The 12,409-nt window shown below is 67.1% G+C and carries 12 protein-coding genes; 5 read left to right on the top strand and 7 right to left on the bottom strand.

The window, feature by feature from the left end:
* Positions 1-47 precede the first annotated feature (47 nt).
* From WJ16_RS02690 to mpl, 7 genes are all read right to left on the bottom strand, one after another.
* Positions 48-449 (bottom strand): EF-hand domain-containing protein, encoded by a 402-nt coding sequence (locus WJ16_RS02690; RefSeq protein WP_069255726.1) that lies wholly within the window; start codon positions 447-449, stop codon positions 48-50.
* Positions 450-531: 82 nt separating this feature from the next.
* On the bottom strand, positions 532-2,139 hold the full coding sequence (locus WJ16_RS02685; RefSeq protein WP_069255725.1) for a S10 family peptidase: 1,608 nt from the start codon (positions 2,137-2,139) through the stop codon (positions 532-534).
* A gap of 438 nt (positions 2,140-2,577) precedes the next feature.
* A complete protein-coding gene (gene mtgA / locus WJ16_RS02680; RefSeq protein WP_069255724.1) occupies positions 2,578-3,315 on the bottom strand; it encodes a monofunctional biosynthetic peptidoglycan transglycosylase in 738 nt (245 codons plus the stop codon).
* A 14-nt stretch (positions 3,316-3,329) separates the two neighbouring features.
* Positions 3,330-4,196, bottom strand: coding sequence for a shikimate dehydrogenase (aroE, locus tag WJ16_RS02675; RefSeq protein ID WP_069255723.1), 867 nt, complete (start codon positions 4,194-4,196; stop codon positions 3,330-3,332).
* Positions 4,193-6,289 carry a ribonuclease catalytic domain-containing protein gene (locus WJ16_RS02670; protein WP_069255722.1) on the bottom strand — a complete coding sequence of 699 codons (2,097 nt, stop codon included), beginning with the start codon at positions 6,287-6,289 and terminating at the stop codon, positions 4,193-4,195. Before WJ16_RS02670 ends, aroE begins: the two co-directional genes overlap by 4 nt.
* An 80-nt stretch (positions 6,290-6,369) precedes the next feature.
* Positions 6,370-6,939: a YqiA/YcfP family alpha/beta fold hydrolase gene (locus WJ16_RS02665; RefSeq protein WP_069255721.1), complete on the bottom strand. Its 570-nt coding sequence runs from the start codon at positions 6,937-6,939 to the stop codon at positions 6,370-6,372.
* Positions 6,936-8,321, bottom strand: coding sequence for a UDP-N-acetylmuramate:L-alanyl-gamma-D-glutamyl-meso-diaminopimelate ligase (gene mpl / locus WJ16_RS02660; RefSeq protein ID WP_069255720.1), 1,386 nt, complete (start codon positions 8,319-8,321; stop codon positions 6,936-6,938). Before mpl ends, WJ16_RS02665 begins: the two co-directional genes overlap by 4 nt.
* A 244-nt stretch (positions 8,322-8,565) precedes the next feature.
* Here mpl and WJ16_RS02655 point away from each other — a divergent pair, with 244 nt between their 5' ends.
* From WJ16_RS02655 to accC, 5 genes are all read left to right on the top strand, one after another.
* On the top strand, positions 8,566-9,210 hold the full coding sequence (locus WJ16_RS02655; RefSeq protein WP_043191369.1) for a hypothetical protein: 645 nt from the start codon (positions 8,566-8,568) through the stop codon (positions 9,208-9,210).
* A gap of 7 nt (positions 9,211-9,217) precedes the next feature.
* A complete protein-coding gene (locus tag WJ16_RS02650) occupies positions 9,218-9,769 on the top strand; it encodes a TlpA family protein disulfide reductase (protein ID WP_069255719.1) in 552 nt (183 codons plus the stop codon).
* A gap of 194 nt (positions 9,770-9,963) precedes the next feature.
* A complete protein-coding gene (gene aroQ, locus WJ16_RS02645; RefSeq protein WP_011350880.1) occupies positions 9,964-10,416 on the top strand; it encodes a type II 3-dehydroquinate dehydratase in 453 nt (150 codons plus the stop codon).
* A 66-nt stretch (positions 10,417-10,482) separates the two neighbouring features.
* Positions 10,483-10,956, top strand: a complete 474-nt coding sequence (gene accB / locus WJ16_RS02640) for an acetyl-CoA carboxylase biotin carboxyl carrier protein (RefSeq protein ID WP_069255718.1) — start codon at positions 10,483-10,485, stop codon at positions 10,954-10,956.
* Positions 10,957-11,040: 84 nt separating this feature from the next.
* A complete protein-coding gene (gene accC / locus WJ16_RS02635; RefSeq protein ID WP_069255717.1) occupies positions 11,041-12,408 on the top strand; it encodes an acetyl-CoA carboxylase biotin carboxylase subunit in 1,368 nt (455 codons plus the stop codon).
* Position 12,409: the final 1 nt, after the last annotated feature.

Raw genomic sequence — 12,409 nt, 5'->3', positions numbered from 1 at the left:
CCGCCGTGTCGCAGGTTCCGCCCCCGTTTGCTCAACGCGGCGCGCGCTTACTGCTGGCTGGTCGTGCTGCGTGCCTGCATGTAGCGCTGGACGTCCGCGAACGACACGCGGCCGCTGCCGCCGGAGTCGATCTGCCGGAAGTGGTTCGCGACGTAGCCGAGGCCGGCCGCGCGGGCCTGTGCCTCGGTGATCGAACCCGTGTTCTGCGCGTCGGCCGCGCTGAACTGCCGCGCGAGCTTGCGCACCACCTGCGCGTGCAGCGCGGCGCCGGTCGTCTGCGTGCCGGCGGTCGGCTTGCGGGCGGCCGGCGGCACGTACGGATCGCCGAGCTGCGCCTGGCGCGCGCGCGCCGGCGCGGCGGCGTCGCTCGCCTGCGCGAACGCGGATACGGATAGTGCGGCGCCGGCACAGGCAAGCGCCGCGGCAACGACGATGAAACGATTCTTCATATCAGGCTCCAGTCTGGAATGAGGTCGTCGACGGCAGGCGCGGCGCCACCGAAAGCGCTCGTCGCCTGCGTTGCGCATCGCATCAGTGCGCGGCCGTGTTGTAGAAGGTCACGAGGTCGGCTTTCTCCTGCGGACGCGACGTATCGTCGAGATAGACCATGTGTCCGCCCTGATAGTCCTTGATCGTCAGGTTCGGTTGCGTCCCGAGCCGCGCGAGGTCGAGCTCGGTCTGGTAGAACGGCGTCGCGATGTCGTGATACCCGTTCAGCGACAGCACCTTCAGCTGCGGATTCAGCGCGAGCGCCGCGGCGAGATCGGGAATCGTGTCGGGCATCGCGAGGCCGTCATGCGTCCAGTCCCACGTGTTGATCGCGTTGCTGCTCAACGAATACGCCGACTGCGCGGTGTACTTCAGCTCGTTCGGCAGGTACTTGCCGATCGTGTCGGTGAACGGCTGCGTGATGTACGTGCTCGACGGGTCGCCGTCGGCGGCCAGCGGGCTCGACACCGGCACGTTCACGCGCGCGTCGTAGCGGCCGATCAGCGTGCCCGGGAGCAGCGCCAGCTGGAAGCTGTTGTCGAAGAAGGTCGGCACCACGTTGAAGTCCGCATTCCACAGCGACTGCTTCACGCCGGTCGAATTCACCATCGTCGTGACGAGGGACGGCGGCGGCGGCGTATGGCTCGCCAGGTACGCGTTCACGGCGGGCGCGTAGCTGCCGGCCGTCAGCAGGCGCATCTGGTCCGCGTACTGCGGCAGGTTCGACGGGTTCGGATTGTCGAGCTGGTAGTACGCGCCGACGGTGCCGTACGACGGCACGAAGCCCGCGCAGCTCACCGGGCTCGATCCGTTGTTCGAGTTGCCGATGTAGTCGCTCGCCATGTCGCAGTTCGTGTTGTAGTTCAGGATCGACGACTGCAGCACGATGCCGTCGAGCTTCACGCCGGCCGTTTCGAGCAGGTTCGCGAGCACGTCGGTGCGCGGCGTGCCGTACGATTCGCCGAACAGGTATTTCGGCGAAGCGTTGCGCTGGTTCACGCTCAGGTAGCGCGTCACGAAATCGCGGAACGCGGCGCCGTCCTGGTCGACGCCCCAGAACGTCTGGTTCGTGTTCGGCGCGACCGCTTCGGAGAAGCCGGTGCCGATCGCGTCGACGAACACGAGGTCGGTCGTGTCGAGCAGGCTTTCCTGGTTGTCGACGAACGGGAACGTCGACGTGTTCGCGTTCGGGTCGCCCGTCTGGATCCGCCGCGGGCCGAACGAGCCGAGATGCAGCCACACCGACGCCGAGCCGGGGCCGCCGTTGTACAGGAACGTGACGGGCCGCTTCGCCGCGGGCTGGTTGTCGGCCGTATAGGCGACGTAGAAGAACGACGCTTCGGGTGCGCCGGTCTGCGGATTGCGCGCGACGAGGTGGCCGGCCGTGGCCGTGTAGCGGATCGTCTTGCCGTTCAGCGTGATCTGGTGATGCGTGACGGCGGCCTTTTCGACCGCGGCGGAGGCGTCGAGCGACGCGTTCGCGCTCGACGAATAACGGTTCGGATCGTTGTACGCCCGGTCCACCTGACCGGGATCGGCTGAATTGTCGGCGCTCGCGGCGGCGGACGATGTCACGTCGTCGTTGCAGGCCGTCAGAATCAGCGAAGAAAACACCACCCCCAACAACAGCTTCGCTTTGCTCGCTGGCATCGTTGCTTTCCTTCTCTCGGATGTTTTTCGTGTCGAGCAGCCGGATAAGCCGCCCCCCGCCTCGATTGCGGCCGATAAGCCGAGGCGCCGGCCAATATACGCGAGCCCGTCAGCTTTGAAAAATTTTGAAATATTTGGCCGGCGAGCGGTGCGGTGCACACCTTTCAGGAATGCTTCGATTCGCGAAACGTTGCATTTCACGTGCCTTTCATCGACGTTTCGCGTTTATCCGGGACGACTAAAAATCGCCGAATTTCGTGCCATATCGACTAACAAAATCGAGCGGCGGCCGGCATTGATCAGCAAAACGAAATAGACGGATTCGTCTAAAGGATGTGGCCCGACATGCGCGCGACATGCATGCGCTGCAGCGCAGCAACGACCCGCGCGTGATGCCCGGACGGCGAAACGGTCGATGCAACGGCGGGAGCGCGCCGCTTACTCCGATTGCGGCAGTTCCGCCGCGCCCATCCGGCGGGCGATGACGGCCGCGCGCTGCGCCTGGTACGCCGAGCCGCGATGCGCGTCGAACCAGCGTGGCTTCGGCAGCATCACCGCGAGACGCGCCGACTGCCACGCGCCGAGCCTGCTCGCGGGAATCCTGTAGTAATAGCGGGCGGCCGCTTCGGCGCCGTACACGCCGCGCCCCCACTCGACCGAATTCAGGTAGATCTCGAAGATCCGCTCCTTGTCGAGCACGGTTTCGAGCATCCACGTGATGATCAGCTCCTGCCCCTTGCGGATGTAGCTCTTCTCGCGCGACAGGAACAGGTTGCGCGCGAGCTGCTGCGTGATCGTCGAGCCGCCCGCGACGATCCGGCCGCGCGCCTTGTTCTTCTCCCACGCCTGCAGGATCGCGTCGACGTCGTAGCCGTTGTTGGTCGCGAAGGTCGAATCTTCCGACGCGATCAGCGCGCGCTTCAGGTTGCGCGAGATCTGGTCGTACGGCACCCACTGGTGCTGGATCTGCGCGGGCGGCGTGGCGCGCGACAGCCACCACGCGTCGGTATGCATGAACGCGGTCGAGCCCGGGTTCACGAACGACCACAGCGCGATCTGCGCGAGATAGAACAGTTGCGTGGCGAGCCACGCACCCGCGAACACCGATCCCGCATAGACGATCCAGCGGGTCGGGCTCACCGTCCGCGTGTGCTGCGTGCCGCTCACTGCCGCCACGTGCCGCGCTCCGCTCAGCTCGCCGCGAGCGCCTGGCGCAGCGCCGCCAGCACCGGTGCGCCGTCCGGCCGCACGCCGCGCCAGATGAAGAACGATTCGGCCGCCTGCTCGACGAGCATCCCGAGCCCGTCGGCCGTGCGCGCGCCGAGCGACGCCGCATGCTGCATGAACACCGTCGGCTGCGCGCCGTACATCATGTCGTACGCGAGCGTGCCCGCGCCGAACGCAGCCGCGTCGCACTCGGGCAGCGCGGCATCGAGGCTGCCGGCCGTCGCGTTGATCACCACGTCGTACGGCGCCGCGCGCACGACGTCCGGGCCGCCGCCCGCGAGCGTGCAGCCCGCATCGTGCGCGGCCTGCATGAACTGGCCGACGAGCGCTTCGGCCTTGCTCGCGGTGCGGTTCACGATCGAGATCGACAGCGGCGCGCGGTCGAGCAGCGGCAGCACGACGCCGCGCGCCGCACCGCCCGCGCCGAGCAGCAGGATGCGTGCGCCTGCCAGCGACACGCCGAGATTCGTTTCGATGTCGCGCACGAGGCCCACGCCGTCGGTGTTGTCGCCGTGGACGCGGCCGTCGGCGTCGATGCGCAGCGTATTGACCGCACCCGCCGCCGCCGCGCGCGGCGACAGCGTGTCGGCCAGCGCATGCGCTTCGAGCTTGAACGGCACGGTCACGTTTGCGCCGCGGCCGCCTTCGGCAACGAACGCGCGCACCGCGGCGTCGAAACCGTCGAGCGGCGCGAGCCGGTGCGTATAGTCGACCGGCTCGCCCGTCTGCGCGGCGAACTGCGTGTGAATGAACGGCGACTTGCTGTGCGCCACCGGATTGCCGAACACCACGTAGCGGTCGGCGCCGCGCTTCGACACAACCGCGTTCATGATGCGCGCCCCGCTTCGTCGGCATTGCCGCTCGCGGCTTCGCCGCCTTCACCGTTCTCGCCGGCGGCCGTGCCGTCCGCTTCCGCCAGCGCTTCGGCCTCGGTTTCCGCCGACGCGTCTTCCGCGTCGACCAGCGTGTCGTCGCCGCCTTCGGCGTCATCCTCGTCGTCGGCCGCGTCGCCGCTCGTCACGGTCGGCGCGTCGAGCACGTTCAGCAGCCGCACCGACGCCTCGATCGTCAGCTCGTCGAGCGACATCACGTCGAGCAGCACGCGCGTGCCGCGCGCATGCACGCCGAGCCCCGGCACGTGCAGCAGCAGCGGAATTTCCTCGAGGCGCACGAGATCGCCCTTCACGACGCTCGCGACGACCTGCTTCTTCTGCTCCTGCGCGAGCCAGCGCAGGCACCAGAAATATTCCATCCGGCGCTGGTAGTCGGCATAGGCCGTATACGTATCGTCGAAACCCTGCACAACCGCGTACAGATCGGCGTCCTTCGGCTTGAACGGCGCGGCGAGCTTCGCAGTGACGCCGTGCTGCACGCACGCGAGCAGTTGCCACTGGTTCACGAGGTCGACATAGCGGCGCAGCGGCGACGTGCTCCACGCATACTGCGCGACGCCGAGCCCTTCGTGCGGCGCGGCCGTCGTCTGCATCCGCGTGCGCTTCGGGCCCGGTGCGCCGAAGCCGCGCTGCGAGCGGTAGATGCCCGGCACCGTGTGGTCGTGCAGGAACGCGCCCCAGGTCGAGTTCGCGAGGATCGCGAGCTCCGACACGATCAGGTCGAGCGGCGACCCGCGGCGGCGCGGCGTGATCGACACGTGCTCGCCTTCGACGTAGAAGTTGTAGTCGGTGTTGCGCTGCACCTCGCGCTTCAGGCCGTAGCCCGCGCGCGCGACCTGGCGCTTCTCGAACAGCGCCTGCGCGAGCGGCCACAGCACGGCGATGTCGTCCTTGTGCGGATAGTCGCCGGTGCCGGCCGCGAGCGTCTCTTCGGTGACGAGTTCGTCGAGGTGGTTGTGCCGCAGGTTGTTCTTCACGAACACGAGCTCGGCGCGCGTTTCGTTCGCGACGATTTCCTGCGTTTCGCGGTTGACGATGATGTACAGCGACAGCGCCGGGCGGTAATCGCCCTCTTTCAGCGTGAACACGTCGACGACGTCGTCCGGCAGCATCGTGATCTTGTCGCCCGGCATGTAGACCGTCGACAGGCGCGCACGCGCGATCGCATCGACCGCGTCGCCGCGCACGATGCCGAGCGCCGGCGCCGCGATGTGCACGCCGATCCTCACGCGGCCGTCGGACAGGTGCTCGACCGAGAACGCGTCGTCGATTTCGGTCGTCGTGACGTCGTCGATCGAGAATGCCTCGACGTCCGCGCGCGGCAGATCGTCCGGCAGCGGGCCGACGGTGACGGCCGGAAAGCCGGTGCCGTGCGGGAAGAACTCCGCGAGAAAGCGCGCCTCGTGCAGTGCGCGCGGCGACGCGATGCCGCCGCAGTCGAGCATCAGCCGCGCCGGCGATACGCCGCGCGCACCGGCCGCCGCTTCCATCGCCTTGTATTCAATCGAGTTCTTGTCGGGTCGCGTCAGCAGCCCGAGCACCTTGCCCGCGAACGCGTCCGGCAGCCTGCCGGCCTTCAGTTCCTCTTCATACTGCACCTGCACCAGCGCCTGCTGGCGCTTGCGCTCGAGCGACGCGAGCGCCATCTTGAGCTGCTCTTCCGGCGCACGCTGATACTGGCCGCGCCCCTTGCGGCGGAAGTAGACGGGCGAGCCGTGCAGGCGCAGCACGAGCGCCGCGCGTTCGACCGGGCCGTACGTCGCGCCGAAGTATTCCGCGGCCAGCGACGTATACGCGAACTCGTCGGCCGGCGCGCATTCCCACAGGAAATCCAGATCGATCTGCTGCGCGGCCGTGTCGGCCTCCTGCATCAGTTCGCTGGCGGCCGGCTTGTCGAACTCGATCAGCACGTCTTTCGCGCGCACCTTGGCCCGCCGCCCGCCGGGCAACTCGACCTGAAACGCGTCGCCCTGGCGCGACAGCACGCTGCCCGCCTTGAAACTGCCCGATTCCTCGAAGAAAACGTTCACTCAGTACTCTCGTTCAGACTGCCGGACGCCGCGTCGGCGGCGCCGCATGATGATGGGAATTCAATCGGCACGTGGCCGGTTCAGGACGTCTTGGCATCGCAAAACGCGAGAACGTCGTCGACATAGTCGGCAAATTCGCTGATCCCGTGATCGCTGCCTTCGATCACGCGCGTCTTCGCGCCCGGGTAATGCGCGAGCATCTCGCGGTAATCGAGCACTTCGTCGCCGGTCGCCGCGAATAGATAGTAGCGTTCGGCGCGCGTGATCGCCGGCACGCGCAGCGCATCGAGTTCATGCAGATGGCGGCGCTCGACGACGATCGTACCGCCGCCGTGGTACAGCGGCTGTTCGCCCAGATGCTGCTCGAGATCGCGCTGCGGCACGATGGCCGGATTCAGCAGCACGGCCTTCCAGCCGTGCTTCTCGGCCAGCCACGTCGCGTAATAGCCGCCTAGCGAGCTGCCGATGACGGTCACGTCGCGCGCGCCGGCCACCTCGGCTTCCGCGACCGCGATCGCCTCGAGCGGCGACACCGACAGCGACGGGCACCGCCACTCGTCGGAGCGGCCGAGCTCGGCCATGCGCGCGGCGAGCTGGCGCGACTTCTGCGAGGCCGGCGACGACCGGAAGCCGTGCAGATACAGGATCACGTGCGACTCCCGAGCGCATCGAGCAGCTTCTGGTGCACGCCGCCGAAGCCGCCGTTGCTCATCACGAGCACGTGGTCGCCCGGGCGCGCGGCGGCAACGACGGATTTCACCAGCAGGTGCAGATCGTCGAATGCGTGCGCTTTCTCGCCCAGCGGCGCGAGCGCGTCGGCCAGATTCCAGCCGAGCGCGTCGCGCCCGGTCGGTGCGCCATAGCCGAACACGAGATCCGCATCGGCGAGGCTCGCCGGCAATTGCGACTTCATCACGCCGAGCTTCATCGTGTTCGAACGCGGCTCGAGCACCGCGAGGATGCGGGCATGCTCGCGGCCGATGCGCGCACGAAGGCCGGCGATCGTGGTTTCGATCGCGGTCGGATGGTGCGCGAAGTCGTCGTAGACGGTCACGCCGTCGATACTGCCTCGCACTTCCATGCGCCGCTTCACGTTGCGGAACGACGCGAGGGATGCGGCCGCCTGCGCGGGCGGCACGCCCACATGACGCGCGGCCGCGATCGCCGCGAGCGCGTTCATCCGGTTGTGGTCGCCCTGCACCTGCCACGCGACTTCACCGACGCGCTCGGCGTGCGAATACACCGCGAAGCGCTCGTCGACCGGCACGCCGTCCTCGGCCGGCAGCGCCTGCCAGCCGCCGTCGACGCCGAAGCGCTCGACCTCGCTCCAGCAGCCGCGCGCCAGCACGCGCTCGAGCGCGTCCGAGCGGCCGTTCGTGACGATCCGGCCGACCCCGGGCACCGTGCGCACGAGATGGTGGAATTGCGTCTCGATCGCGGCGAGATCCGGGAAGATGTCGGCGTGATCGAATTCGAGGTTGTTCAGCACCGCGGTGCGCGGCCGATAGTGGACGAACTTCGAGCGCTTGTCGAAGAACGCCGTGTCGTACTCGTCGGCCTCGATCACGAAGAAGCTCGAATCGGTGAGCCGCGCCGACACGCCGAAGTTCAGCGGCACGCCGCCGATCAGGAAGCCCGGGTTCAGGCCGGCATCCTCCAGCAGCCACGCGAGCATCGACGACGTGGTCGTCTTGCCGTGCGTGCCCGCGACCGCGAGTACCCATTTGCCGGCGAGCACGTGCTCGCCGAGCCACTGCGGGCCGGACACGTAAGGCAGGCCGCGATCGAGGATCGCTTCCATCAGCGGATTGCCGCGCGTGACGACGTTGCCGATCACGAACAGGTCCGGTTTCAGGTCGATCTGCTCGGCACCGTAGCCTTCGATCAGCGTGATGCCCTGCGCCTCGAGCTGCGTGCTCATCGGCGGATAGACGCCCGCGTCGCAGCCCGTCACCGTGTGGCCCGCCTCGCGCGCGAGTACGGCGAGACCGCCCATGAAGGTGCCGCAGATGCCAAGAATGTGGATGTGCATAGATGAATGCTTTCGCGCCGCCGGGCGCCGTCGATTCGGAAAGGGTGCGTGCGCGGCGCGCCGGACGGGCCGTGCGGCCGGCGCCCGGTCAACGGCTTTTGCCGCGACACAAAGGTCACTATTGTAACTGACGGCCTGCCGTGCCCGGCGGCCCGAACGCAGCGCGGACGGCGCCGGCACGCCGGGCGGCGGCCCGCCGCACCCCCGCTCTGGCGCTGCGGCGATCGAGTATGATTGCTGGATCATGTCTCGCAAAACCCTTCTCGACCCGCGGCGCGTCCGCGAGGAAATCGCCCAGTCCGCCGCGCGCCTGATCGCGGAGGACGGCCTCGACTACGCCGGCGCGAAACGCAAGGCCGCGCGCCAGTTGCTGGGCGATACGCGCGTTGCCGGCGAATGGCTGCCGGATAACGACCAGATCGAGGAAGAACTGCGCGAGTACCTCGCGCTGTTCCAGAGCGACACACAGCCGGACGAACTGCGCCGCCTGCGCGAAGTCGCGCTCGACTGGATGCGCCGGCTCGCCGAGTTCCATCCTTATGTGACGGGTGCGGTGCTGAACGGCACCGCGAACGCGCATTCGGATATCCATTTGCAGGCATTCACCGACAACCCGAAGGACGTCGCGATCTACCTGCTGAACCAGAACGTCCAGTACGACGTCTCCGAGACGCGGCACTTCGCGGGCCGCGCCGACGTCGAGACGCTCAGTTTCCTGTGGCGCCCGCGGCGCGACGTGGACGCGATCGGCATCCACCTCGCGCTCTATGCGAGCGACGACCTGCGCGGCGCGGTCAAGGCCGACGCGCGCGGCCGGGTCGCGCGCGCGGACGCCGCCGCGCTGCGCGCGCTCGTCGAAGCAGGCAAGGCCCCTTCCGAACCGGAATGATTCAACGATGATGATGAAACGCATGTTGGCGCTCGCGGTCGTCGCGGCCGCCGCCGTTGCCGGCGGGCTCGCCGCCGGCCATTGGTTCCGCGGCACCGCCGATGACGGCGTCGCCGTCGCCGCGCCCACCGCCCAGGGCAGCCCGGTCGACCAGCTGTGGGCCGCGTCGCTGACTGGCACCGACGGCAAGCCGGCCACGCTGTCCGCCTTCAAGGGCCAGAAGGTCGTCGTCAATTTCTGGGCGTCGTGGTGCGGCCCGTGCGTCGAGGAGATGCCGGAGCTCGTCGCGCTGTCGCACCAGTACAGGCAGAAGGGCATCCGTTTCGTCGGGATCGGCGTCGATTCCGAGCAGAACGTGAAGAACTTTCTGCAGAAGGTGAAGGTCGACTATCCGGTTTTCGTCAGCGGATATGCGGGCGCCGATCTGGCCCGTAATTTCGGAAATACCGCCGGCGCGCTGCCCTTTACGGTCGTCATCGACGCAAGCGGCAAGATTCGCGAGACAAAATTGGGACAAATCCAACCGGCCGAGCTGAAAAAGACGCTCGACGCGCTGTAAGCCGCGCAAACGGCGGCCCGCACGTTGTCAGTGGTTTGCCCGTTGATCGCCGCAATTTCGCGTGAATTCGCCGATACTTTGCGCGCGCACCGGTAATTCTTGCAGGTCCGGCGCGCCCGGCCCTTCGGCGAAACTAGACAAATTTCTCTAAATAGCGCTAAAGTTCGCGCAATTCCGCAGAAATAGAAGCGACCATGACACGATTGCTGGTGCTGCACGGCCCCAACCTGAACCTTCTCGGCACCCGGGAACCGGAGGTGTACGGCCGCGTCACGCTCGCCCAGATCGATCAGGCGCTTGCCGCGCGCGCCCGGGAAGCCGGCGCCGAACTGTCGTCGTTCCAGAGCAATCATGAAGGTGCGCTGGTCGACCGCATCCAGGCCGCGCGGGAGGAACAGACCGATTTCATCCTGATCAATCCGGCCGCGTACACGCACACGAGCGTCGCGATCCGGGACGCGATCGCCGGCGTTGGCATCCCGTTCGTCGAGGTTCACTTGTCGAACGTGCATCGCCGCGAAGCGTTCAGGCACCACTCCTACTTTTCCGACCAGGCCGAAGGCGTGATCTGCGGGCTCGGCTGGAAAGGTTATCTGTACGCGCTCGAGTACGCGCTGGACAAGCTGCAAGGCACGTCGCGCGGCTGATTTCGCGATCTAGATTCAGCGCCGGCCGCTAACCGGCGCTTTCACGTATTGAAAGGGGAATTCCCGATGGATCTTCGTAAGCTGAAAACTCTGATCGACCTCGTTTCCGAATCCGGCATCTCCGAGCTGGAAGTGACGGAAGGCGAAGGCAAGGTGCGCATCGTCAAGAACGCGCCGCCGGTCTACGTGCAGCCGACGGCTGGGTATGCCCCGCAAGTCAGCGCGCCCGCTCCGTCGGCGCCGCTGCCGACCGACGGCGCCGCCGCGCCGGTCGCAGGCGCCGCTGCCGCGCCGGCCGCCCCGCAGGGCCACGTCGTGACGTCGCCGATGGTCGGCACGTTCTATCGCGCGCCGTCGCCGGGCGCGGACCCGTTCGTCCAGGTGGGCGACTCGGTCAAGGAAGGCCAGACGATCTGCATCATCGAAGCGATGAAGCTGCTCAACGAGATCGAGTCGGACAAGGCCGGCGTGATCAAGGAAATCCTCGTCGAGAACGGCCAGGCCGTCGAATACGGCCAGCCGCTTTTCGTGATCGGCTAAGCCCGCCGCGCGGCCTGCTGGCCGCGCGCCGCCGATGCTCGCCAGGCGCCGTTCGCGCGCCCCTCGAAGAGACGAATACTCGCTATGTTTGAAAAAATCCTCATTGCCAACCGCGGTGAAATCGCGCTGCGCATCCAGCGCGCGTGCCGCGAACTCGGCGTCAAGACGGTGGTCGTCTACTCGGAAGCCGACAAGGAAGCCAAGTACGTGCGCCTCGCGGACGAAGCCGTCTGTATCGGCCCGGCCCCGTCGAACCTGAGCTACCTGAACATGCCGGCGCTGATCAGCGCCGCGGAAGTCACCGACGCCGAGGCGATCCACCCCGGCTACGGCTTCCTGTCCGAGAACGCCGATTTCGCGGAACGCGTCGAGCAGTCGGGCTTCACGTTCATCGGACCGCGCCCGGAAACGATCCGCATGATGGGTGACAAGGTCACCGCGAAGCAGACGATGATCAAGACCGGCGTGCCGTGCGTGCCGGGCTCGGAAGGCGCATTGCCGGACGATCCGAAAGAAATCGTCAAGATTGCGCGCGCGATCGGCTATCCGGTCATCATCAAGGCGGCGGGCGGCGGTGGCGGGCGCGGGATGCGCGTCGTGCACACCGAGGCCGCGCTCGTCAACGCGGTCAACATGACCCGCGAGGAAGCCGGCCGTGCGTTCGGCAACCCGCAGGTGTACATGGAGAAGTTCCTCGAGAACCCGCGCCACATCGAGATCCAGGTGCTGTCCGACGCGTTCAAGAACGCGATCTGGCTCGGCGAGCGCGATTGCTCGATGCAGCGCCGCCACCAGAAGGTGATCGAGGAAGCGCCGGCGCCCGGCATTCCGCGCCGCCTGATCGACCGCATCGGCGACCGCTGCGCGGACGCATGCAAGAAGATGGGCTATCTCGGCGCGGGCACGTTCGAATTCCTGTACGAAAACGGCGAGTTCTACTTCATCGAGATGAACACGCGCGTGCAGGTCGAGCACCCGGTATCGGAGCTGATCACGGGCGTCGACATCGTGCAGGAACAGATCCGCATCGCGGCCGGCGAGAAGCTCACGCTGCGCCAGCGCGACATCCAGTTCCGCGGCCATGCGATCGAATGCCGGATCAACGCCGAAGATCCGTTCAAGTTCACGCCGTCGCCGGGTCGGATCACGTCGTGGCATACGCCGGGCGGCCCCGGCGTGCGCGTCGATTCGCACGCCTACAATGGCTATTTCGTGCCGCCGAACTATGATTCGATGATCGGCAAGCTGATCACCTACGGCGCGACGCGCGAGCAGGCGATCAGCCGGATGCGCATCGCGCTGTCGGAAATGGTCGTCGAAGGCATCCAGACCAACATCCCGCTGCACCGCGAGCTGATGATCGATTCGAAGTTCGTCGAAGGCGGCACCAGCATCCACTACCTCGAAAACCGGCTCGCCCAGAAGCAGCAGGTCGCACCGGAAGAAGCGTAAG

Source organism: Burkholderia metallica, assembly GCF_001718555.1.
Classification (GTDB): domain Bacteria; phylum Pseudomonadota; class Gammaproteobacteria; order Burkholderiales; family Burkholderiaceae; genus Burkholderia; species Burkholderia metallica.
The sequence above is the reverse complement of the archived record's forward strand: the minus strand, read 5'-3'. Positions and strand labels throughout refer to the sequence as shown.

Coding starts and splice junctions, on each gene's coding strand:
- mpl (WP_069255720.1), bottom strand. CDS start 8,321: ATGCACATCCACATTCTTGGCATCTGCGGCACCTTCATGGGCGGTCTC.
- accC (WP_069255717.1), top strand. CDS start 11,041: ATGTTTGAAAAAATCCTCATTGCCAACCGCGGTGAAATCGCGCTGCGC.
- WJ16_RS02690 (WP_069255726.1), bottom strand. CDS start 449: ATGAAGAATCGTTTCATCGTCGTTGCCGCGGCGCTTGCCTGTGCCGGC.
- WJ16_RS02650 (WP_069255719.1), top strand. CDS start 9,218: ATGATGATGAAACGCATGTTGGCGCTCGCGGTCGTCGCGGCCGCCGCC.
- WJ16_RS02655 (WP_043191369.1), top strand. CDS start 8,566: ATGTCTCGCAAAACCCTTCTCGACCCGCGGCGCGTCCGCGAGGAAATC.
- aroE (WP_069255723.1), bottom strand. CDS start 4,196: ATGAACGCGGTTGTGTCGAAGCGCGGCGCCGACCGCTACGTGGTGTTC.
- aroQ (WP_011350880.1), top strand. CDS start 9,964: ATGACACGATTGCTGGTGCTGCACGGCCCCAACCTGAACCTTCTCGGC.
- WJ16_RS02685 (WP_069255725.1), bottom strand. CDS start 2,139: ATGCCAGCGAGCAAAGCGAAGCTGTTGTTGGGGGTGGTGTTTTCTTCG.
- accB (WP_069255718.1), top strand. CDS start 10,483: ATGGATCTTCGTAAGCTGAAAACTCTGATCGACCTCGTTTCCGAATCC.